Origin of the sequence: Thioalkalivibrio sulfidiphilus (genome assembly GCF_000377945.1) — a bacterium.
GTDB lineage: Bacteria > Pseudomonadota > Gammaproteobacteria > Ectothiorhodospirales > Ectothiorhodospiraceae > Thioalkalivibrio_A > Thioalkalivibrio_A sulfidiphilus_A.
Window position 1 is genome coordinate 85,563 of record NZ_KB898926.1, and the last position, 22,278, is coordinate 107,840.

Sequence of the window (22,278 nt, forward strand, 5' to 3'; positions counted from 1 at the left end):
CCGTCAGGCTTGAAGCAGACGTTCGGACAGGGCATGACCGCTCAGGAAGGCGCCCTCCACCCGGGGGGCCAGGCACCAGTCGCCGCACAGGGACAGGCCCAGGGACGCGTCGCGCAGGAAGGGCTCGCCCAGGGTGTGGATGGGGGCGGCGTGGGGCCAGAAGCGCGCCTCGGTGAACACCGGTTCCAAGCTCTCGATGCCCAGGGCCGTCTCCAGGGCCCGCAGCAGGTGGGCCAGCACCTCGGAGTCGCTCAGGTCCTCGTGGCCGACTGACCACTCGGGGGTGGCGTGCAGCACCCAGGCCTCCCGCTGCACCCGGCCCGGCTTGCTGTTGTTGCGCGCCACCCAGGCAAGCGGCGACTGGTTCACATAGGCGGCATCGAAGGGCACCGGCAGGGGCGCGTCGAAGCCCAGCATCACCGCCCAGCAGGAGGTGGTCTCGAAGTGGGCCAGGCGCGTGCTCACCTGCGGCGCGGCATCGCCGAGGATGTCCAGGGCCATGGGCGCGGGCAGGGCGAGCACCAGTTCCCGGCAGCGGGCCAGTTCCACGCCCCGGCCGTCACGCAGCCGCCACAGGCCATCGACGCGATCGGCCCGGGCCACGGCCTGGTGTTCGCGCACGTCGCAGAATTCCGCCAGGTGGCGCACCAGGGCGCCCATGCTCGGCTGGGCCACGTAGCGTTCCGCGGATTCCCGGCTGATGAAGTCCCCCCGGTCCAGTTCCACCACCCAGCCCCGCCAGGGCATCACCCGCTGACCCGAAAGCCAGGTGTCCACGTAGCTGCGAAACACCGGGTCGCGCACGGTGAAGTACTGGGCGCCGGCGTCGAATTCAAAGCCCTGGGTGCGCAGGCCGTCCATGCGCCCGCCCGGATGCCCCGAGGTCTCGAGCACCACCGCACTGCGGTCACCCAGGGCCAGGCCCACGGCACAGGACATGCCGGCCATGCCGGCGCCGACGATGGCGATCTCGTGCTCCCCTGGGTTGGACATCCACGCTCCTGTTGGTTTTTTCACTGGCAGTGGCTCGTGCCGTCGGGCTGTCCTGCCCTTCGTGCCCGCGCCTAGCCCGCATATCTCACCACCCTTCTACTGCGGCCGCCGATCTGCGCGCTGTGACGGGGCGTGCTCACTTCAGCCGGCTTGACGTAGTGTCGGCTACGCCGGCGCCGTCTTGCGCTCCGCGCGCCCCGTCACAGCGGCATCTCGACGCCCTCGCTACGAAGGGTGGTGAGATATGCGGGCTAGGCCGTCGGTGACGGCCTGTCAGACAAATTTACACGTCCCGGCCCGGCCACACCACGATGCGTGTCTCAAGGGGGTCGCCCTCGTCCTCGCTCACCACCCGGCCGCGCACCGAGACGCCGGCCCGGTGCACGCTGTCCGGGTCGCCGCTCACCAGGGGATGCCAGGGCGCGAGCCCGCGACCCTCCGCCACCCGCCGGTAGGCGCAGCTGGGCGGCAGCCAGCGGATGGCGGGGATGTCGGCGGGGGTGAGCTGGATGCAGTCGGGCACCCGCTGCTTGCGGTGCGCGTAGTCGCTGCAGCGGCAGGTGTTGAGGTCCAACAGGCGGCAGGCCACGGCGGTGTGGTAGATCTCGCCGGTGTCCTCGTCCTCCAGCTTGTGCAGGCAGCAGCGTCCGCAGCCGTCGCACAGGGATTCCCACTGGGCCTGGCTCATCTGCGCCAGGGGCGTGGTCTCCCAGAAAGGGGCGCTGCCTTGACTCACGCGCGGGTGCTTACTGGACCAGGGATTCCAGGCCCTCGCCCCGCAGGATGCGGTCGCGCACCGAGGCGAAGTCCGACGGCGGGGAGTAGTGCAGCATGTCCCGGCCCCGGTCGTTGAGCATCAGTACCAGGCCCTTGTCCGGGTACAGCCAGTACTGGCGTCCGTCCATCACCGGCAGGCGCTGGGCCGGTTCGCCGAAGCGGCGCAGCACCACCTCCGCGTCGTAGCGCGCCCGGGGCACGTAGGTGATCTCGCGCACCGGCAGGGCCAGGGCGGCCTCGGTCATGGCCTCGGACAGCTCCAGGCGCCGGGCGCCGCTGGGCATGGGCCGGTTGCTGATGCCTTCCGCCACGATGCGTTCCACGAAGGCCTCGTCTGCATCCAGCAGGGTGACCAGGTTGGCCTCGAAGGGGCCGAGCTTCACGGAACTGAAGTAGGCCTCCAGGGTGCGGCTGCCGTCGGGCAGGGTGAACAGGCCGATGCTCGGCAGCAGGCGCAGCTTCTGGCGGACCTCGTTGAGGGGCGTCTCGCCGAGGGTGATCTCGAACACCCGGGCGGTCCGTCCGTCCGGGGAGACCTCCACCTGCCAGGGCAGGTCCTGGTAGCCGGTGTCACGGGGCGTGCCGCCCAGCCACCACATGAGCAGGAACAGCACCGGCACGGCCAGCAGGGTATAGAGCAGGAACTTTTTCATGCAACTTCCGAAGGGATTCGAAGAGGGCGCCGCGGCGTCGAGGCGGCATGGTAGCACCGGGGGCGAGGGGGCTCCAACGGCCGTGCCGGGCTCACGTGCCCAGCACGACCCGGGCCAGCAGCAGCACCGCCAGGCTCACCACCAGGAGCGCCACTGCGCTCAGCCGCCAGCCGGCGCGCACCATGTCCGGCACCGTGATGCGCCCGCTGCCGAACACGATGGCGTTGGGCGGCGTGGCCACCGGCAGCATGAAGGCGCAGGAGGCGGCCAGGGCCACGGGCACCGTGAGCAGCAGCGGGTCTTCCCGCAGGCTCACGGCCAGGGCGGCGGCCAGGGGCAGCAGGGTGGCGGCGGTGGCGGTGTTGCTGGTGACGTGGCTGAGCAGCATGGCGGTAAGCGCGACGGCCACCACCACCACCCACACGGGCCAGGCGGCGAGCCCGCCCAGGGCCAGGGCCACCGCATCGGACAGGCCGCTGGTGCCGATGGCCGCCCCCAGGCTCAAGCCCCCGCCCACCAGCACCAGCACTCCCCAGGGCAGCTGGCGGGTGGCGTCCCAGTGCAGCAGGTTCTCGTCCCGCCCGCCGCCGGCGGGGATCAGGAACAGGGCCAGCGCGCCAAGGATGGCGATGCCCGGGTCGGTCAGCGACAGGCCGGGGATGAGCCGGTCCAGCAGCGGCCGGGTGAGCCAGGCCAGGGCCACCACGGCGAACACCACCGCCACCCGGCGCTCGGGTCCGGTGATGGGCCCCAGGGTCTCGCGCTGCTGCCGGATCAGGGCGTCGATGCCCTCGATGCGCCGCCGGGGCAGGGGGAAGGCCCAGCGGCACAGCACCCACCAGCACACCAGCAGCAGGGTCAGGGCCACTGGCAGGCCCAGGGCCATCCACTGGGCGAAGCCGATGCGCAGGTCGTGGTGGTCGGCCAGGTAGCCGGCCAGCAGGGCGTTGGGCGGGGTGCCGATCAGGGTGGCCATGCCGCCGATGTTGGCGGCAAAGGCGATGCCCAGCAGCAGGGCCAGGGCGAAGTTGCGCCCCTCGGATTCGGTCACCCCCTGCTCCTCCAGCAGCACCAGCACCGAGATGCCGATGGGCAGCATGAGCGCGGCGGTGGCGGTGTTGCTCACCCACATGCTCAGGCCCGCGGTGGCGGCCATGAAGCCGGCCACCAGCTGTTCCAGGCGCTGTCCCGCCGCGGACAGGATCAGCAGGGCGATGCGCCGGTGCAGGTTCCAGCGCTGCAGGGCGAGGGCGATGATGAAGCCGCCCAGGAACAGGAAGATCAGCGGGTTGGCGTAGGGGGCCGCGGCGGCATTGATGTCCACGGCGCCCATCAGGGGCAGCAGACCCACCGGCAGCAGGGCGGTCACCGGGATGGGCAGGGCCTCGCTGACCCACCAGGTGGCCATGAGCGCCGTGAGCGCCGCCACCTGCCAGGCGGCGGGGTCCATGCCTGCCGGCGGGCCGGACAGCAGCATGAGCGCGAACAGCCCCGGCCCCAGCACCAGCCCGATCCGCTGGCGCCAGCGGGAACGGGACGGGCTGGCGGGGGTGGCTTGGGGGTCTTGGGGGTCTGCCATGGCGCGTCGTAGGGGGCGGCGTGTCAGGCCCCATTCTGAGCCCTGCGGACCTCGCAAGTCCAAGCCGGGGGCCTGAGATCAGGCCCGGGCGATGCGGTGTTCGCGGGCGAGCCCGTCCAGCCACAGGGTCATGGCCTGGGCATCCACCGGCGGGCTGAAGCCGAAGCCCTGGTAGCTGTCGCAGCCCTCTCTCTTGAGAAAGGCCAGCTGCTCGGGCGTCTCCACGCCTTCGGCCACCACCTCCAGCCCCAGGGTGCGGGCCATGGCGATGATGGTGGCGGCGATGGCCATGTCGCTGACGTCGTGGGGGATGTCGGAGACGAAGCTGCGGTCGATCTTCAGGGCGTCGATGGGCAGGCGCTTCAGGTAGGCGAGCGAGGAGTAGCCGGTGCCGAAGTCGTCGATGGCCAGGCGCACGCCCAGGGCCTTGAGCTCCGCCAGGGCGGAGAGGGTGCGTCCGTCGCCGGCCATGAGTACCGATTCGGTCAGTTCCAGTTCCAGGCTGCCGGCTGGCAGGCCCGTGTCGCGCAGGATGGCGTCGATCTGGCTGATCAGGTCCGGCTGGCGCAGCTGGCGCATGGACAGGTTCACGGCCATGTGGATGGGCGCGCCGTAGAGCCGCATCCAGGTCTGGGCCTGGCGGCAGGCGGTGCGCAGCACCCACAGGCCCAGCGGCGTGATCAGTCCGGTCTCCTCGGCCATGGGGATGAACGCGTCCGGCGGGGTCAGGCCCCTGTCGGGATGATGCCAGCGCACCAGGGCCTCCACGCCGATCATGGCGTCGTCCTGCGTGCGCACCCGGGGCTGGTAATGCAGGGTGAATTCCTCCCGCTCCAGGGCGTGGCGCAGGCTGGTCTCCAGGGCCAGGCGGTCGTTGGCGGCCAGGGTCAGGGCGCTGGTGTAGAACTGGTAATTGGAACGCCCCTGGTCCTTGGCCTGGTACATGGCGGTGTCCGCCTTCATGATGAGCTGCTCGGCGCTCCTGCCATCCTCGGGGTAGAGGCTGATGCCGATGCTGCCGCCCACGAAGACTTCCTGGCCGTTGCTCAGGCGGTAGGGCTCGGCCAGTTCGGCGAGGATGCCCTCGGCCAGCAGGGACAGGCCCTGGGGGTCGTCCACCTCGTCCACCAGCACGATGAACTCGTCGCCGCCCCAGCGGGCCAGGGTGTCCTCCTCCCGCAGTCGCCGGCGCAGTCGATCCGAGACCTGGCGCAGCAGCTCGTCGCCGTAGGCGTGCCCCAGGCTGTCGTTGACCACCTTGAAGCGGTCCAGGTCCAGGAACAGGATGGCCACCTGCCGGTCCCGGCGCCGGGCCACGTCCAGGGCGTGGGAGATGCGGTTCTGCAGCAGGGTGCGGTTGGGCAGGCCGGTGAGCAGGTCGTAGTGGGCGATGTGCTCCAGCTGGGCCTGGGTGCGCCGGCGCTCGGTGATGTCCAGGCCCAGGGCAAAGAAGTACTCCACCTGACCCTGGCCGTTGCGCACGGTGTTGCCATGCCATTCCACCAGCAGGCGCTCGCCGTCCCGGGCCACCACGTGGCTCTCGTGCTGGATGGGGTGGCCGGTGCGCAGCATGTGCTGGAACACCGCGTGGAGGGCCTCGCGTTCCTCTTCGGGCACGCACAGGCTGGCAAAGGGGTGGCCCTGCACCTGCCGGGCGCTATAGCCCAGGGCGCGCAGCATGGCCGGGTTCATCAGGCGCACCCGGTGTTCTGTGTCGATGGCCACGAAGAAGGCCGGTGAGGCGTTGAGGATGGACTGGGAGAAGTCCCGCTCGGCACGCAGGGTGGCATTGGCCTCCCGCAGGGCACGGGTGTGTTCCGCCACTTGGCGGCGCAGTAGGCGGTTGTGCAGGCCCAGGGCGCCGAACAACAACACCAGCAGACCGCCCAGCACCACGGGCCAGAACCAGGGGCCGGCGGGGCCGTGCAGATGCCAGAACACATCCCCTGCCGAGGCCTGAGCCCAGGGAAACAGCGAGCCCGCCAGGACGGCCGCGCGCAGGCGCGTGCGAGTGGGGAGGATGGGGGTGCCAGGATGACGAACCGGCATGGGGTCCTGCCTGCCGCCTGCGCGGCCCAGAATTGGCAAACGCAAAATTCCTAATATTATCAAATATTGAGATGGCAGTCACAGAACTGTCACGATACGTGGCAGTGATGGACCGATAGGTGGCGAGGTCTGGCGGAGGAGGCGCCCTGGGTCTGGCGGAGGGTCGTCAGTAGATTGATTTCATGGGGATTCTTGCCTGGCCCTGAGGCGCGCCAGGGCCCAGTTCGCGTGTTCACTGACGAGAGGCGATGGGTGGCTTGTTCGTGATTCGAGAACAGCGATTGCGTCCGCGGTGGCCTCGCCGTTGCCCAGGGCCACGGCCACGTTGCGCAGCCAGCGTTCATGGCCGATGCGCCGGATGGCGCTGCCCTCGGTGCGGGCCAGGAAGGTGGCCTCGTCCCAGGACAGCAGTTCCGCCAGGTCGGGGCTGTCCAGGCCGTGCCGGGCGCGGAAGTCCGGCTCGGCGCTGATCCGGGCGAAACGGTTCCAGGGGCACACCAGCTGGCAGTCGTCACAGCCGTAGATGCGATTGCCGAGCAGCGGGCGCAGGGGCTCGGGGATGGTGCCTTTCAGTTCGATGGTGAGGTAGGAGATGCACAGCCGGGCGTCCAGCACATAGGGGGCGACGATGGCCCGGGTGGGACAGACCTCGATGCAGGCGGTACAGGTGCCGCAGTGGGCCTCCCCGGGCGGGTCCGGGGGCAAGGGCAGGTCCGTGTAGAGTTCGCCCAGGAAGAACCAGGAGCCCGCCTCCCGGGACAGCAGGTTGGTGTGCTTGCCGATCCAGCCGAGCCCGGCCTTCTCCGCCAGGGCCTTCTCCAGCACCGGGGCGCTGTCCACGAAGGCCCGGTAGCCGAAGGGGCCGATCTCGGCCTCGATGCGCGTGGCCAGTTGTTGCAGGCGGGCTCGCAGCACCTTGTGATAGTCCCGCCCCAGGGCGTAGCGGGAGACGAAGCCCAGGGCAGGGTCGTGGATCACCGACCAGGACTCCCGGGCCTCCGGAGGCTGGTAATCCATGCGTACCGAGATCACCCGCAGGGTGCCCGGGTGCAGCTCCGCCGGGCGCGAGCGCTTGGTGCCGTGACGGGCCATGTAGTCCATCTCCCCGTGGCGCCCCGCATCGAGCCACGCGATCAGCCGGGACTCGTGCTCGTCCAGGTCGGTGTCGCTGATGCCCACCTGCTGAAAGCCCAGTTCCAGGCCCCAGGCCTTGATCTGACGGGCGAGTTCCCCCGCCTGCGCGTTGCTTAGTCTTGCGGTCATGGGCATAGCTTATGCGGATCGCCGGCGGTCAGAAACGCCGGGACAGCAAACGGGTCCGCGAATGAACGCAAATGGACGCGAATGAAGTTGAAAAGCCAAACCGCGAAGGGCGCGAAGGTATGCGCGAAGGGCGCCAAAGAAGACGTATGAAAAAGTCATTCGGTCCTTCGTGGTTCACTACTCAAAACTTCATTCGCGTCCATTTGCGTTCATTCGCGGACCACGACCGGCGATAATCTGGGCATGCAACCATCGCTTCCCGAAAATCTCTACACCGCCGCACAGGTGCGCGAACTGGACCGGCGCGCCATCGAGGATCACGGCGTGCCCGGCTACACCCTCATGACCCGCGCCGGACAGGCCGCCTTCGACCTGCTGCGTGAGCGCTGGCCCGATGCCCGGCGCATCGGTGTGCTGTGCGGGCCGGGCAACAACGGCGGCGACGGCTACGTGATCGCCCGTCTGGCCCGGGCCGCAGGGCTCGGCTGCTGGGTGCTGGAGGCGGGTGATCCGGGGCGCCTGAAGGGCGATGTCGCCCGGGCCCGGGCCGACTGGGTGCAGGCGGGCGGCGAGCCGCTGTCCGGGGGTGCGCCCTGGCCCGAGGCGGAGCTGCTGGTGGATGCCCTGCTGGGCACCGGGCTCGACCGGGCCGTGGAGGGCGCCCTGGGCGGGCTGATCGATGCCATCAATGCCACCGGCCTGCCGGTGCTGGCGGTGGACATCCCCTCGGGGCTGCATGCCGACACCGGGGCGGTGCTGGGCAGGGCGGTGCGCGCGGCCGTGACCGTGAGCTTCATCGGCCTCAAGACCGGCCTGTTCACCGGCGAGGGGCCGGCCTGCTGCGGGGCGGTGGTGTTCCATGGCCTGGACGTGCCCGAGGCGGTCTACCGGGACCGGCCCCCCGCGGCCACCCGCCTGGATGCCGCCTGCATCCAGCGGCTCGGGCGCCGCCCCCGCAGCGCCCACAAGGGGCACTTCGGGCACGTGCTGGTGGTGGGCGGTGACCGGGGCATGCCCGGGGCCGTGCGCCTGGCCGGGGAGGCGGCGGCGCGCACCGGGGCGGGGCTGGTGTCCGTGGCCACCCATCCGGATCACGCCCCCCTGCTGCCCCTGGCGCGACCGGAGCTGATGGTGCGCGGGGTCGCCACGCCCGCCGATCTCTCGCCCCTGCTGGCCCGGGCCACGGTGCTCGCGGTGGGGCCGGGCCTGGGGCAAGGGGACTGGGGCCGGGCGCTGCTGGGCCGCCTGCTGGAGACGGGCCTGCCCCTGGTGCTGGATGCCGATGCCCTGAACCTGCTGGCCCAGGAAGGCGCGCGCTGTGACGACTGGGTCCTCACCCCCCACCCCGGCGAGGCGGCCCGCCTGCTGGGCCGCGACACCGCCTCGGTACAGGCGGACCGTATCGCCGCCGCCCGGGAGATCCAGGCCCGCTATGGCGGCGTGTGCGTGCTCAAGGGGGCGGGCACGGTGATCCGGGACGCCGAAGGCACCGCCATCTGCAGCGGCGGCAACCCGGGCATGGCCAGCGGCGGCATGGGCGATGTGCTCACCGGCATCATCGCCGGCCTGCTGGCCCAGGGCCTGTCCCCGGTCCAGGCCGCCCGCCTCGGTGTCTGCATCCATGCCGAGGCCGCCGACCGGGCGGCCCGGGCGGGTGAACGGGGGCTGCTGGCCTCGGATCTCCTTATTGAACTGCGCGAGGTTGTCAATCCATGAATACCGAACACTGCCTCTACCTGCCCGATGAACAGGCCATGATGGCCCTGGGGGCGCGTCTGGCCGTCAGCAGGCCCGAGGGCGGCAGGGTGGTGCACCTCACCGGCGACCTGGGGGCGGGCAAGACCACCCTGACCCGGGGCTGGCTGCGGGCCCTGGGGCATTCAGGCGCGGTTAAGAGTCCCACCTATACCCTGGTGGAAAGCTACCGCCTGGCCGGCCTGGACGTGCACCACTTCGACCTCTACCGCCTGGCCGACCCCGAGGAACTGGACTACCTGGGGCTGGATGACTACTTCGACGGCCAGGCCCTGTGCCTGGTGGAGTGGCCCGAACGGGGCGAGGGCGTGCTCAAGACCCCGGATCTCGCCATCCGGCTGACGGTGGCCGGTGAGGGCCGGGAGGCCCGGATCGAGGCGCTCAGTGAGACGGGGCGTGTGTGGCTGGATAAGTTCGTGAAAACAGAGGGTTAGCCGCAGAGGGTACAGAGGTCTCAGCGAACTAGGGGGAACGCCATGTCTGTTGACGAGGTTCGTCTCACTGGATCGCTCCTCCTAGGCGGACACCAAGTGCTCACGGGTTTACGAGGCATCATCTCTGCGCCTCCGCGCCTCTGCGGCAAGATTCAAGTTTCTCGAGGCGCTTCAGGGATCTGATAAACGGCAGTAAAAGATTTCTCTATCTGCATGGATTGACTGAAAAATCCCCCTTGCATTTTGCGCGCGTTGGGTCACACTATGGCCAGGGGGCCTGAAATCCACCGGGAGTCCGTCGTGAGCCAGTCCAACCAGGGATATCCGAGACGCCGTTTTCTGCTGGAGCTGCTGCGCGCCTCCGGCATGACGGCCGCGTCCGTGATGGCCCCGGGTGTGCTGCTGGCCTCCGGCCGTCATCACCAGGTGCAGGGCATCCGACTGTCCGCCCACGAGGGCCAGACACGGCTGGTGTTCGACCTCACCGGTCCCGTGGAACACAGCCTGTTCACCCTCACCGACCCGCACCGGGTGGTGATCGACATCCAGGGCGCCAGCGCCCGGGACCTGGTCGTGCCCTCCGTACCCGATTCCGTGGTTTCCCGCCTGCGCTACGCGCCGCGCAACAACACCGACCTGCGGGTGGTGCTGGACCTGCGCGCCCAGGCCAACCCGCGCAGTTTCGTCCTGCGTCCCGGCGAGGGCGCCGGTCATCGTCTGGTGGTGGACCTGCAGCGTCAGGGCAGTGCCCTGGTCTCCGCGCCCTCCCCGCAGCCCCAGCAGCCGACACGTTCCATGGATCAGCCCGCGCCCCGCCTGCGCGAGGTGGTGGTGGCCATCGATGCCGGCCACGGCGGCCGGGATCCCGGCGCCGTGGGCCAGGGCGGCACCCGGGAGAAGGACGTGGTGCTGGCCATCGCCCAGCGCCTGGAGCGCCTGGTGGCCCGGGAACCGGGCATGAAGCCGGTGATGATCCGCACCGGCGATTACTTCCTGCCCCTGCGCGATCGCATCCGCCGCGCCCGGGACCAGCGCGCCGACGTGTTCATCTCCATCCATGCCGATGCCGCCCCGGACCGCCGGGTGCAGGGTTCCTCCGTGTATATCCTCTCCCAGGGCGGCGCCACCAGCGAGGCCGCCCGTTGGCTGGCCGAGCGCGAGAACGCCGCCGACCTGGTGGGCGGCGTGAAGCTGGACGACAAGGACGACGTGCTCGCCTCGGTGCTCCTGGATCTGTCCCAGACCGGCACCATCGAGGCCAGCGCCACCCTCGCCGACTCCCTGATCGGTGACCTGCACCGGGTGGGCAAGGTGCGCAGCCGCCGCGTGGAGCGGGCCGGCTTCGCCGTGCTCAAGTCCCCGGACATCCCCTCGGTGCTGGTGGAGGCCGCCTTCATCTCCAACCCCGCCGAGGAGCGCAAGCTGCGCACCCCGGCCTTCCAGCAGTCCCTGGCCGAGGCCCTGATGGGCGGCCTGCGCTCCTATTTCAGCAACCACGCCCCGCCGGGCACCATCCTGGCCGAGACCCGCCGTGGCCGCCACGTGATCCAGAACGGCGAGACCCTGTCCACCATCGCCAGCCGCTACCAGGTCTCCCTGAACGAGCTGCGCGAGCACAACAACCTGTCCAACGACCGCATTCATGCGGGTCAGGTGCTGGTGATTCCGAGAAGGGACAGCTAAGAAGTACGAAGTGTGAATTGGGAATTGGGAATGAAGGCCTGCGTCGAGGATTTTGCCGCCGCGTCGATGGTCTCACTTGGGTTACACTTCCCATTTCCAAATTCCCACTTCTCACTTTCATTCCGTGCCCATTTCCCAACTCCCCCCCCAGCTCATCAACCAGATCGCCGCTGGTGAGGTGGTGGAGCGTCCGGCCTCGGTGGTCAAGGAATTGCTGGAGAACAGCCTGGACGCCGGCGCCCGGCGCATCCAGGTGGACGTGGAGCAGGGCGGGGTGCGGCGCATCCGCATCCGCGATGACGGCACGGGCATCCCGCCGGAAGAACTCTCCCTGGCCCTGTCACGCCATGCCACCAGCAAGATCGCGAGCCTCGAGGACCTGGAGCGGGTGGCGAGCCTGGGGTTTCGCGGCGAGGCCCTGCCGAGCATCGCCTCGGTCTCGCGCCTGACGCTCACCTCGGCCACCCCGGGGGCGGACAGCGGCTGGACCATCCAGGGCGACGGCGGTGACCGCTTCGAGGCACCCATGCCCGCGGCCCATCCCCAGGGCACCACCGTGGACGTGAAGGACCTGTTCTTCAACGTGCCCGCTCGGCGCAAGTTCCTGCGCGCAGAGCGCACCGAGTTCGGCCACCTGGAGGAGGTGGTGCGGCGCATCGCCCTGTCCCGCTTCGGGGTGGGCTTCGAGCTGACCCACAACCAGAAACCGGGCCTGCGCCTGCCGCCGGCCAGCGACGAGGCGGGCCAGCTGGAGCGGGTGGCGGCCATCTGCGGCGAGGCCTTCGCCACCCAGGTGCTGCGCATTGACCACGAGGCGGCGGGGCTGCGCCTGTCCGGCTGGCTGGGCCTGCCCACCTATTCCCGCAGCCAGGCGGATCTGCAGTACTTCTATGTGAACGGACGCATGGTGCGCGACCGGCTCATCAGCCACGCGGTGCGCCAGGCCTACCAGGACGTACTGTTCCATGGGCGTCACCCCGCCTTCGTGCTGTACCTGGAGCTGGATCCCGCCCTGGTGGACGTCAACGCCCATCCCGCCAAGCACGAGGTGCGCTTCAGGGAGTCGCGCCTGGTGCATGACTTCCTGTTCCGCAGCCTGCACCGGGTGCTGGCGGGGCTGCGCCCGGGCCAGGCGGTGGCGCCTGCGCGGCTTGAAACCCCCGAGCGGGATCCGGCCGCGGAGTCACGTGCCGGGGGTGGCTGGGGCGGTTCAGCCTGGCGCCCCAGCCAGTCCGGGCTCGGCCTGCGGGTGGCCGAGGTGATGGAGACCTACGGGAGCCTGCACATACCTGCCGCGCCGGCGGCCATGCCGCTGTCCCCGGAGATGGCGTCCGAGCGCGAGGCCGAGGAACTGCCGCCGCTCGGCTATGCCCTGGCGCAGCTGCACGGGGTCTACATCCTGGCCCAGAACGCCGAAGGCCTGGTGCTGGTGGACATGCATGCCGCCCACGAGCGCATCACCTACGAGCGCCTCAAGCGCGGCTACTGGGGCGAGGGGCTCAAGTCCCAGCCCCTGCTGGTACCGGCCACCCTGAACGTGAGTGCGCGCGAGGCGGACCGGGTGGAGAGCGATGCCGAGGCCTTCACCCGCTTCGGCTTCGAACTGGAGCGCATCGGACCCGAGCAACTGCGGGTGCGCGCCGTGCCCACCCTGCTGGCCCGGGCCGACACCGAGACCCTGGTGCGCGACGTGCTCGCCGACCTGCTCGCCCACGGCGAGTCCAGCCGGGTGGAGCAGACCGTCAACGAGCTGCTGGCGGGCATGGCCTGCCACGGCTCCGTGCGCGCCAACCGCCAGCTCACCGTGCCGGAGATGAACGCCCTGCTGCGGGACATGGAGGCCACCGAGCGCAGCGGCCAGTGCAACCACGGCCGCCCCACCTGGGTGCAGTTGAGCATGGGGCAGCTGGATAAATTGTTCATGCGCGGACAGTGAGGCGTGAGGGGATAGGGGATAGGGGATAGGGGTGAGGCGATGGCTTCGCGTACACTCTTCGCCTCACGCCTCACGCCTCACGCCTCACGCCTCACGCCTCACGCCTCACGCCTCACGCCTCACGCCTCACGATGCATCCCCCCGCCATCTTCCTCATGGGCCCCACCGCCTCCGGCAAGACCGACCTGGCGGTGGAGCTGGTGCGGCGCCTGCCCTGCGAGATCATCAGCGTGGATTCCGCCCTGGTGTACCGGGGCATGGACATCGGCACCGCCAAGCCGGGGCCGGAGATCCAGGCCCAGGCGCCCCATCGCCTCATCGACATCCTCGATCCCGCCGAGGCCTACTCTGCGGCACGCTTCCGGGAGGATGCCCTGGCGGCCATGGCCGAGATCACCGCGGCGGGCCGGGTGCCCCTGCTGGTGGGCGGCACCATGCTGTATTTCCGTGCCCTGGAATTCGGCCTGGACCGGCTGCCCGAGGCGGACCCCGAGGTCCGAGCGCAGATCGAGGCCGAGGCGGCCGCCTCGGGCTGGGAGGCGATCCATGCCCGTCTCGCGGCGGTGGACCCCCCATCCGCCGCGCGCATCCACCCCAACGACCCCCAGCGTCTGCAGCGGGCCCTGGAGGTCTACCTGCTCACCGGACGTCCCCTGTCCGCCTTCCACGGGGGGGCAGATGCATCGACGCTGCCCTACCGGCTGCTGCGCTTGGCCCTGATCCCCGCCGACCGGGCGGCGCTTCGGCAACGGATTGCCCGGCGTTTCGATCAAATGCTGGAACTGGGCTTGATTCGCGAGGTCGAGACCTTATATCGGAGGGAGGATCTGAATCCCTCTCTGCCGGCCATCCGCGCCGTGGGTTATCGGCAGGTCTGGGCCTATCTGGCCGGCGAGATGGATTTCGAGACCATGCGCCGCAAGGCCATCGTCGCCACCGGGCAGCTGGCCAAGCGGCAGCTCACCTGGCTGCGCAGCTACCCGGGCATCGAGGCCCTGGAGATGGAGCAGCTGGACCCCGCGACCGTGGTGGCCCGGGTCCGGGCCTATCTGGAAGCGATCCAGGCAGGCGCCGGGCCGTGAAACAATCGACGTCGCATTTTGCGACCCTATGCTAGACTGCAAAAAGAGCTGATTTTGGGTGCAAATCCCGCCTCTGCCCGGATTCGGCAGAGCCCAAAACACCACATCCACGAGACTCAAGGAGTACGCTCATGTCAAAAGGGCAGACCTTACAAGAACCCTTCCTCAACGCGCTGCGCAAGGAGCGGATCCCGGTGTCCATCTACCTGGTCAACGGCATCAAGCTGCAGGGCCAGATCGATTCCTTCGACCAGTTCGTGGTGCTGCTGAAGAACACCGTCAGCCAGATGGTCTACAAGCACGCCATCTCCACCATCGTGCCCTCCCGGCCGGTGAAACTGGCCATGCCCGAGGACATGCAGCCGGAAGACTGAGGTCTTCCGCCTCGGCAGGCCCATGACCCTCAAAGAGACCGCCATTGTTTGAAAGACCGAAGCAGGGCGAGCGCGCAGTGCTCGTCCACATGGACCTGCCGGACAGCCCCCGGGATGACGACTGCGGCGAGTTCACCGAACTCGTGAATTCCGCCGGCGCCGAGCCCGTGGCGCTGATCACCGGTCCCCGCCAGAGCCCGGACCCGCGCCTGTTCGTGGGCAGCGGCAAGGCCGAGGAGATCCGCGAGCAGGTGGAGGCCCAGGGTGCCGAGGTGGTGATCTTCGATCACGAACTCTCCCCCAGCCAGGAACGCAACCTGGAACGCCTGTTCAAGTGCCGGGTGCTGGACCGCACCGGCCTGATCCTGGACATCTTCGCCCAGCGCGCCCGCTCCCACGAGGGCAAGCTGCAGGTGGAGCTGGCCCAGTTGCGCCACATGTCCACCCGCCTGGTGCGTGGCTGGACCCACCTGGAGCGGCAGAAGGGCGGTATCGGTCTGCGCGGCCCGGGCGAGACCCAGCTCGAGACCGACCGCCGGCTGCTGGCCGGGCGCATCAAGCAGATCCTGCGTCGCCTGGAGAAGGTGGAGGCCCAGCGGGAGCAGGGGCGTCAGTCCCGGCGCCGGGCCGAGATCCCCACCGTGTCCTTGGTGGGTTACACCAACGCCGGCAAGTCCACCCTGTTCAACAGGCTCACCAACGCCGGCGTGTACGCCGCCGACCAGCTGTTCGCCACCCTGGACCCCACCCTGCGCCGTGTCGACCTGCCGGACCAGCAGGCCGTGATCCTGGCGGACACCGTGGGCTTCGTGCGTCAGCTGCCCCACGACCTGGTGGCCGCCTTCAAGGCGACCCTGACCGAGACCCGGGAGGCGAGCCTGCTGCTGCACGTGGTGGACGCCGCCGACCCCCGGCGCGAGGACAACATCCAGCAGGTCAACAGCGTGCTCGAGGAGATCGGCGCCGCGGAGGTGCCGCGCATCCTGGTGTATAACAAGATCGATGCCCTGCCCGAGGTGCAGCCCCACCTGGTGGAGGCTGCCCACGGCGAACCGGCGCGGGTGTATCTCTCGGCGCGCACCGGCGAGGGCGTGGGGCTGCTCATGGACTGGCTGGCCAACCGCTTCGCCGAGTCCCTGGTACAGGGATGGATCAGCCTGCCGCCCTCGGCGGGTCGCGAGCGTGCCGGCCTGTATCGCATGCAGGCGGTGCTGGGCGAGGAGGTCCAGCCCGACGGCGGCCTGCGCCTGCACATCCGTCTGCCCCGGCGGCGCTTCGAAGAACTTTTCCGCGACAGCGGGTTCATACCGGAACTGCAGGCGGACGCGCGCCAGGTCGCCTGACGTCACGGATGGCCTGCTGGTCGGCGTTTTTTTCCGGTAATTTTGCGCAAACGAGATTCGGTCTCTAGAATGACCGCCTTGTCCGGGTGAGCCTGCGCGCCCGAAACGGTTTCGAAACACGGAGAGCCCCTTCATGCCCTGGAACGAACCAGGAAAGAACAGCAACGACCCCTGGAGCGGCGGTGGCCGCAGTGGTGGCGGTGGTGGTGGCGGCCAGAGCGGCCCGCCGGACCTGGACGAGGTGCTGCGCAAGCTGACCCGCCAGCTGAACGGCATCTTCGGCGGTGGCGGCGGCAGCGGTGGCGGTGATGGCGGCGGCATGGGGCGTCACGCCTCCGCCGGCATCAGCCTGATCCTGATCGTCGCCCTGGTGGTGTGGCTGGCCTCGGGCTTCTACATCATCAGCGAAGGTGAGCGCGGCGTGGTGCTGCGTTTCGGTTCCTTCCAGTCGGTGTCCCAGCCGGGTCCCAACTGGCATCTGCCCTATCCCATCGAGACGGTGGAGCGGGTGGACATCGACAGCATCCGAAGCATCCAGCACCGGGCCCTGATGCTCACCGCGGACGAGAACATCATCGACGTGGACGTGGCCGTGCAATACCGCGTCATGGATCCGGTGGACTTCCTGTTCAACGTGCGTGATCCGGACCGCACCACCCGCCAGGTGATGGAATCGGCCATCCGCGAGCGGGTGGGCAAGAACAACCTGGAATTCATCCTGGGTGAAGGGCGTGGCGAGATCGCCACCAGCGCCCGGACGGTGATCCAGGAGGCCCTGGATGCCTACGGCGCCGGTGTGACCGTGACCACCGTGAGCATGCAGCAGGCCCAGCCGCCGGAACCGGTGCAGGAGGCCTTCGCCGACGCCATCCGCGCCCGTGAGGACGAGGCCCGCTTCCGTAACGAGGCCGAGGCCTATGCCAATGCCATCGTGCCCCAGGCGCGAGGCGAGGCGGCCCGTATCCGCGAGGAGGCCCAGGCCTACCGCGAGCAGGTCATCGCCCGGGCCGAGGGTGATGCCTCCCGCTTCAGCCAGCTGCTGGTGGAATATCAGCGCGCCCCCGACGTGACCCGTCAGCGTCTCTACCTGGAGACCGCCGAGGCCGTGCTGGGTGGCACCAACAAGGTGATCGTCGACATGCAAGGCGGCAACAACCTCATGTACCTGCCTCTGGACAAGTTCATGCAGTCCCAGGGCGCCACGACCACGGCCCCCCGCGTGATCGATCAGCGTGGCGTGGACAGCTCGCGGCCCGCGCCGCTGCCGAGCCTCGGCACGCGTCCTGATCCCCGTGCCCGGGAGGTGCGCTGATGATCCGCATCATTGGAATCGTGGCGGTGGTGTCCGCCATCATCGTGGGCATGTCCACCTACACCGTGGACGAGCGTGAGCGCGTGATCCTGTTCAGCCTGGGTGAGATCAAGGCCCTGGACCTGGAGCCGGGCCTGCACTTCAAGTTCCCCCTGGTGAACAACGTGCGCAAGTTCGACGCCCGGGTGCTGACCCTGGACATCCCGCCGGACCGCTTCCTCACCAGCGAGGCGAAGAACGTCATCGTCGACTTCTACGCCAAGTGGCGCATCGACGACGTGGGCCAGTTCTTCCGCTCCACGCGCGGCAACGAGCGCAACGCCGAGGACCGCCTGGCGCAGATCCTGCGCGACGGTATGCGTAACGAGTTTGCCCGCTACACCCTGGAACAGGTGGTTGCCGGCGAGCGTCTGACCATCATGGGTGCCGTGCGTCAGCAGGCCCTGGACACCGCCCGGGAGCTGGGCGTGGTGCTGGTGGACGTGCGCATCCGTCGCATGGACCTGCCCGACGAGGTGAGTGAGTCCGTGTACGAACGTATGCGCGCCGAGCGTCAGCGCGTGGCCCAGGACTTCCGTGCCCGGGGCCGCGAGGAGGCCGAGCGCATCCGCGCACGTGCCGACCGCGAGCGCACCGTGATCCTGGCGGATGCCTACCGGGAGTCCGAGCAACTGCGTGGTGAGGGCGATGCCCGTGCCGCCGAGACCTATGCTGGTGCCTTTGGCGAGGACGAGGAGTTCTTCTCCTTCTACCGGAGCCTGATCGCCTATCGCAACACCATGACCGGCGACAACGCCATGTTCGTCATCGAGCCGGATTCGGACTTCTTCCGCTACTTCGGCAGCCCCATCGGGGCGCCCCGACGGTAGTCACGACGGCATGATGAAGGGCGGGTCTCCCGCCCTTCATCGTCTCCGGGACCCTCCCCATGCTCTGGAACGACCTGCTCGCCGCCCTGGCCCTGCTGCTGGTGCTGGAGGGGCTCATGCCCTTTCTCAACCCGGCCGGACTCAAGCGCGCCCTGCTGCAGGTGGCGGAACTCCCCGACAGCGTCCTGCGTGGCTTCGGCCTGGTGAGCATGGTGCTGGGGGCCCTGCTGCTGTGGTGGCTCAGGGGCTGAGGGGGCCGCAAATGAACGCCAATCAACGCGAATAAACTCACGAACTCTCTGCGCCTTTGCGTCTCCGCGATCTTTGTATTGACGGCCCCACCTGGCCCGAAAAAACTCGAAATCCACGCCGAATCCCACCGAAACCGCCCGAGTATGTATAATCACGGGCCTTGAACGGGGCGCCGGAGTCGTGCGCGGCCCGAAGTCCACGACGACGACGACAGACCCATGACCGATTCCAATCGCTGGCTGCTGCCGGAAGGCATCGAGGAGGCCCTGCCGCCCCTGGCGGAGCGCCTGGAGACCTGCCGCAGGCAGCTGCTCGACCTGTATCACCGCTGGGGTTACGAGCTGGTGATGCCGCCGATGATCGAATACCTGGAGTCCCTGCTCACGGGCACCGGCAGCGATCTGGACCTGCAGACCTTCAAGCTCACCGACCAGCTCAACGGACGCCTGATGGGCGTGCGTGCCGACATGACCCCCCAAGTGGCGCGCATCGACGCCCACAGCCTCAACCGCGACGTGCCCACGCGCCTGTGCTACATGGGCACGGTGCTGCACACCCGTCCGGACGGCTTCGCCGGTTCCCGCAGCCCCCTGCAGGTGGGCGCCGAGCTCTACGGCCACAAGGGCCTGGACAGCGACGTGGAGACCATCCGCCTGATGCTTGAGACCTTCCGGGTCTGCGGCGTGGGCAACATCTTCCTGGACCTGGGCCACGTGGACATCTACCGCAGCCTGGCCGCCGACGCGGGGCTCACTGCCGATGACGAGGCGCAGCTGTTCGATATGCTGCAGCGCAAGGCCCTGCCGGAGATCCGCACCTTCCTCAAGGGGCTGGATGCGCCCGCAGAGGTGCGCGAGCGGCTGCAGGCCCTGGGCGAGCTGAGCGGCGATACCGCCGTGCTGGACGAGGCCCGCCGGCTGCTGGCCGGTGCCGGCGAGCGGGTCGGCCGTGCCCTGGACGAACTCTCGGCCATCGCCGGGGCGGTGCAGCGCCTGTATCCCGAGGTGCGACTGCACGTGGATCTCTCGGAACTGCGCGGCTTTCACTATCACACCGGCGCTGTGTTCGCCGCCTACGTGCCCGGCCACGGCCAGGAACTGGCCCGGGGTGGGCGCTATGATGACATCGGCCGGGTGTTCGGCCGGGCCCGCCCGGCCACCGGTTTCAGCACCGATCTCAAGACCCTGGTGCGCCTCTCCGGGCAGCCGCTGGCCGCAGCGCCCCGGGGCATCTTCGCCCCGGCGGACCCGGATCCCGCCCTGCTCGATGCGGTGGCGGATCTGCGCGCCCGCGGCGAGCGGGTGATCCAGGGGCTCGCGGGGCAGGGCGGCGACGCCGTGGCCATGGGCTGCGACCGGGTGCTCGCCCGGGATTCCAAAAATCAGTGGACAGTGACGGACCTTTGACTATGGGCAAATTCGCAGTGGTTCTCGGTAGCCAGTGGGGTGACGAGGGCAAAGGCAAGGTGGTGGACCTGCTGACGGAAAACGCCGCCGCGGTGGTGCGTTTCCAGGGCGGTCACAACGCGGGCCATACCCTGGTGATCGACGGCAAGAAGACCGTGCTGCACCTCATTCCTTCCGGCATCCTGCGTGAGGGCGTGGAGTGCATGATCGGTAACGGCGTGGTGCTCTCCCCCGAGGCCCTGATGAAGGAGATGGCCCAGCTGGAGGCCGAAGGCGTGCCGGTGCGCGATCGCCTGCGCCTGTCCGAGTCCTGCCAGCTGATCCTGCCCTACCACGTGAGCCTGGATTTGGCCCGTGAACAGGCCCGGGGCAAGTCCGCCATCGGCACCACCGGCCGGGGCATCGGGCCCGCCTACGAGGACAAGGTCTCCCGCCGCGGCCTGCGCCTGGGCGACCTGTTCCACCGGGAGCGCTTCGCCGCCAAGCTGGGCGAGGTGCTGGACTACCACAACTTCGTGCTACAGCACTATTTCAAGAGCGAGGCGGTGGACTTCCAGCAGGTGCTGGACCAGTCCCTGGCCCTGGCCGAGACCCTGCAGCCCCTGGTCATGGACGTGCCCGAGCGCCTGCGCGAACTGCGTGCCCTGGGCGCCAACGTGATGTTCGAGGGTGCCCAGGGCACCCTGCTGGACATCGACCACGGCACCTATCCCTACGTGACCTCCTCCAACACCACCGCCGGCGGTGCCTGCACCGGCAGCGGCGTGGGTCCCCTGGATCTCGATTACGTGCTGGGCATCACCAAGGCCTACACCACCCGGGTGGGCGCCGGCCCGTTCCCCACGGAGCTGTTCGACGCCATGGGCGAGCACCTGGCCCGCCGCGGTCACGAGTTCGGTTCCACCACCGGGCGCGCCCGGCGCTGCGGCTGGTTCGACGCCGTAGCCCTGCGCCGCGCCGTGGCCATCAACAGCATCAGCGGCCTGTGCGTCACCAAGCTGGACGTGCTGGACGGCCTGGAGACCCTGCAGCTGTGCGTGGGCTATCGCTGCGGTGACACCGAGTTCAGCGTGCCCCCCGCCGGCGCCGACGCCTTCGCCACCTGCGAGCCCATCTACGAGGAGATGCCCGGCTGGCAGGAGTCCACCCTGGGCGTGACCCGCCGGGAGGATCTGCCGGTGAACGCCCTGCGCTACCTGGAGCGCATCCAGGAGATCATCGGCGTGCCCGTGGACATGATCTCCACCGGTCCCGACCGGGATCAGACCATCGTCCTGCGCCATCCCTTCGACTGATCGCTTCGGGCACTCCGCGCCCGTTCCTGGCCCGCAAACCTCACCGCCCGTGACCCAGGTCATGGGCGGCGTGCGTTTGGGCGTGTCATGATGCGGGCATTCCCGGGTGTGAACGGCAGCGCGACGGCGCAGTCAAACCGGAGCAAGGAGGTATCCGAGATGAGTCAACGATTCAGCGAACGCAGCGTGGTGGTCACCGGTGCCGGCAAGGGCATCGGCCGCACCATCGCCCGGGTGTTCGCCCACGAGGGTGCGCGGGTGCTGGTGGTGGACCGGGATGCCGAGGCCGCCGCCGAGACCGCCCGGGCGATCACCGAGGCGGGCGGCCACGCCGTTGCCTGCGTCACCGACGTGAGTCAGCGCGCCGAGGTGGAGGCCATGGTGGGCGAGGCCATGACGCACTTCGGCGGCATCGACGTGCTGGTGGCCAACGCCGGCATCTTCCCCTCGGTGAGCATCGAGGAGATGACCGAGGCGGACTGGGACCAGGTCCATGAGGTGAATCTCAAGGGGGCGTTCTTCTGCGTGAAGGCCGCCGCCGCCCAGATGCGCCGCCAGGGTAGCGGCGGGCGCATCCTGCTCACCTCATCCATCACCGGCCCCATCACCGGCTTTCCCGGCTGGGCCCACTACGGCGCCACCAAGGCGGGCATGCTCGGCTTCATGCGCACCGCCGCCATCGAGTTCGCCCGCACGGGCATCACCATCAACGCGGTGCTGCCCGGCAACATCCGCACCGAGGGCCTGACCGATGTGGGCGCGGAGTACCTGCGCAAGATGGAGGCCTCCATCCCGCTGGGCTACCTGGGTGAGCCGGAGGACATCGCCTACGCCATGCTGTTCCTGGCCTCCGACGAGGCCCGTTACATCACGGGTCAGACCCTGGTGGTGGATGGCGGACAGACCCTGCCCGAATCATCGCTGGCGCTGGAGTGAACGCACGCTAGGAGCCTGGGCGGTAGAAGTTTTCGGTCGAGCATAAATCGATGCTGATCTGCGGGGGCCGGGTGGCGCCGGGACTGTTATCCAGCCACAGTGACCGGCATGCAGGGTCACCCGGCGTCACAGTGGGCCGCCGGCCCCGCACTGGCGGGGTGTCGGTTATGCCGGGCGCCATCCCAAGCGCTGCATCCGTCGCAGGTTGAGCGCCAGACACACCAGATTCCATTCACCCGTGACCGCTTCAAGCCCCCGGACACTGAAGCGGCGAAAGCCCATCGCCT

At 69.2% G+C, this 22,278-nt stretch carries 20 protein-coding genes; 13 read left to right on the forward strand and 7 right to left on the reverse strand.

The window, feature by feature from the left end:
- Positions 1 to 3: 3 nt before the first annotated feature.
- From D580_RS0103720 to queG, 6 genes are all read right to left on the reverse strand, one after another.
- Complete coding sequence (locus D580_RS0103720) at positions 4 to 993, reverse strand: NAD(P)/FAD-dependent oxidoreductase (RefSeq protein WP_018953091.1); 990 nt, start codon at positions 991 to 993, stop codon at positions 4 to 6.
- Positions 994 to 1,276: 283 nt separating this feature from the next.
- On the reverse strand, positions 1,277 to 1,729 hold the full coding sequence (locus D580_RS0103725) for a YcgN family cysteine cluster protein (RefSeq protein ID WP_026289682.1): 453 nt from the start codon (positions 1,727 to 1,729) through the stop codon (positions 1,277 to 1,279).
- Between the two features lie 10 nt (positions 1,730 to 1,739).
- Positions 1,740 to 2,423: a hypothetical protein gene (locus tag D580_RS0103730; protein WP_018953093.1), complete on the reverse strand. Its 684-nt coding sequence runs from the start codon at positions 2,421 to 2,423 to the stop codon at positions 1,740 to 1,742.
- A gap of 91 nt (positions 2,424 to 2,514) precedes the next feature.
- Complete coding sequence (locus D580_RS0103735) at positions 2,515 to 4,002, reverse strand: SLC13 family permease (RefSeq protein ID WP_018953094.1); 1,488 nt, start codon at positions 4,000 to 4,002, stop codon at positions 2,515 to 2,517.
- Between the two features lie 78 nt (positions 4,003 to 4,080).
- Entirely contained in the window at positions 4,081 to 6,051 is a 1,971-nt protein-coding gene (locus tag D580_RS0103740; RefSeq protein ID WP_018953095.1) for a putative bifunctional diguanylate cyclase/phosphodiesterase, read from the reverse strand.
- 180 nt (positions 6,052 to 6,231) lie between these two features.
- Positions 6,232 to 7,320: a tRNA epoxyqueuosine(34) reductase QueG gene (queG, locus tag D580_RS0103745; RefSeq protein ID WP_018953096.1), complete on the reverse strand. Its 1,089-nt coding sequence runs from the start codon at positions 7,318 to 7,320 to the stop codon at positions 6,232 to 6,234.
- Between the two features lie 237 nt (positions 7,321 to 7,557).
- Here queG and D580_RS0103750 point away from each other — a divergent pair, with 237 nt between their 5' ends.
- From D580_RS0103750 to fabG, 13 genes are all read left to right on the forward strand, one after another.
- On the forward strand, positions 7,558 to 9,030 hold the full coding sequence (locus D580_RS0103750; RefSeq protein WP_018953097.1) for a bifunctional ADP-dependent NAD(P)H-hydrate dehydratase/NAD(P)H-hydrate epimerase: 1,473 nt from the start codon (positions 7,558 to 7,560) through the stop codon (positions 9,028 to 9,030).
- A complete protein-coding gene (gene tsaE / locus D580_RS0103755; RefSeq protein WP_018953098.1) occupies positions 9,027 to 9,503 on the forward strand; it encodes a tRNA (adenosine(37)-N6)-threonylcarbamoyltransferase complex ATPase subunit type 1 TsaE in 477 nt (158 codons plus the stop codon). The genes D580_RS0103750 and tsaE overlap by 4 nt, the downstream gene beginning before the upstream one ends.
- A 300-nt stretch (positions 9,504 to 9,803) precedes the next feature.
- A complete protein-coding gene (locus D580_RS0103760; RefSeq protein ID WP_018953099.1) occupies positions 9,804 to 11,186 on the forward strand; it encodes an N-acetylmuramoyl-L-alanine amidase in 1,383 nt (460 codons plus the stop codon).
- A gap of 124 nt (positions 11,187 to 11,310) precedes the next feature.
- A complete protein-coding gene (gene mutL, locus D580_RS0103765; RefSeq protein WP_018953100.1) occupies positions 11,311 to 13,122 on the forward strand; it encodes a DNA mismatch repair endonuclease MutL in 1,812 nt (603 codons plus the stop codon).
- A gap of 131 nt (positions 13,123 to 13,253) precedes the next feature.
- The gene (gene miaA, locus D580_RS0103770; RefSeq protein ID WP_018953101.1) at positions 13,254 to 14,204 is read left to right on the forward strand and encodes a tRNA (adenosine(37)-N6)-dimethylallyltransferase MiaA; all 951 of its coding nucleotides are present in this window, start codon (positions 13,254 to 13,256) and stop codon (positions 14,202 to 14,204) included.
- 131 nt (positions 14,205 to 14,335) lie between these two features.
- Positions 14,336 to 14,578, forward strand: coding sequence for an RNA chaperone Hfq (gene hfq / locus D580_RS0103775; RefSeq protein WP_012637476.1), 243 nt, complete (start codon positions 14,336 to 14,338; stop codon positions 14,576 to 14,578).
- A 44-nt stretch (positions 14,579 to 14,622) separates the two neighbouring features.
- Positions 14,623 to 15,921, forward strand: a complete 1,299-nt coding sequence (gene hflX / locus D580_RS0103780; RefSeq protein ID WP_026289683.1) for a ribosome rescue GTPase HflX — start codon at positions 14,623 to 14,625, stop codon at positions 15,919 to 15,921.
- Between the two features lie 133 nt (positions 15,922 to 16,054).
- A complete protein-coding gene (gene hflK / locus D580_RS0103785) occupies positions 16,055 to 17,233 on the forward strand; it encodes an FtsH protease activity modulator HflK (protein ID WP_018953103.1) in 1,179 nt (392 codons plus the stop codon).
- A complete protein-coding gene (hflC, locus tag D580_RS0103790) occupies positions 17,233 to 18,102 on the forward strand; it encodes a protease modulator HflC (protein ID WP_018953104.1) in 870 nt (289 codons plus the stop codon). The genes hflK and hflC overlap by 1 nt, the downstream gene beginning before the upstream one ends.
- 59 nt (positions 18,103 to 18,161) lie before the next feature.
- On the forward strand, positions 18,162 to 18,353 hold the full coding sequence (locus D580_RS0103795; RefSeq protein WP_018953105.1) for a DUF2065 domain-containing protein: 192 nt from the start codon (positions 18,162 to 18,164) through the stop codon (positions 18,351 to 18,353).
- 219 nt (positions 18,354 to 18,572) lie between these two features.
- Entirely contained in the window at positions 18,573 to 19,760 is a 1,188-nt protein-coding gene (locus tag D580_RS0103800; protein ID WP_018953106.1) for an ATP phosphoribosyltransferase regulatory subunit, read from the forward strand.
- Positions 19,761 to 19,762: 2 nt separating this feature from the next.
- Positions 19,763 to 21,055, forward strand: a complete 1,293-nt coding sequence (locus tag D580_RS0103805) for an adenylosuccinate synthase (RefSeq protein ID WP_018953107.1) — start codon at positions 19,763 to 19,765, stop codon at positions 21,053 to 21,055.
- 159 nt (positions 21,056 to 21,214) lie between these two features.
- Complete coding sequence (gene fabG, locus D580_RS0103810; RefSeq protein WP_018953108.1) at positions 21,215 to 21,991, forward strand: 3-oxoacyl-ACP reductase FabG; 777 nt, start codon at positions 21,215 to 21,217, stop codon at positions 21,989 to 21,991.
- Between the two features lie 165 nt (positions 21,992 to 22,156).
- On the opposite strand, the gene D580_RS16045 is transcribed toward fabG, so the two are convergent.
- On the reverse strand, positions 22,157 to 22,278 hold a 122-nt coding region (locus tag D580_RS16045; RefSeq protein ID WP_155999695.1), incomplete at its 5' end, for a transposase.